Below are 233 nucleotides of genomic sequence, written 5' to 3'. Positions count from 1 at the left end.
GGATATACGGGTCGTCCGGATCAAAGATGTGTGTCGTGAGCGTCTCGAAGCCGTGAGCCTTGATGATGTAGTGCAGGTGGGCAGGCCTGTAGGGGTGGCGACCGAGCGCGCCGAGCAGCTTGCCAACCGGTCCATCCTCCGGGATTGGGTAATACTTAGGCTTGACCGCGCGAAACCAGTAACGGCCATCTGCGCCGGTGCGAAAGACGCCGCGGAGGTTGAAGTCTGGTTGG

At 60.9% G+C, this 233-nt stretch carries 1 protein-coding gene; it reads right to left on the bottom strand.

Annotated features, from left to right (window positions below):
• A partial coding sequence (locus tag AF337_RS38705) for a dioxygenase family protein (protein WP_483150646.1) occupies positions 1 to 233 on the bottom strand: 233 nt, incomplete at both ends.

Source organism: Rhizobium ecuadorense (assembly GCF_001187535.1).
Lineage (GTDB): Bacteria > Pseudomonadota > Alphaproteobacteria > Rhizobiales > Rhizobiaceae > Rhizobium > Rhizobium ecuadorense.
The sequence above is the reverse complement of the archived record's forward strand: the minus strand, read 5'-3'. Positions and strand labels throughout refer to the sequence as shown.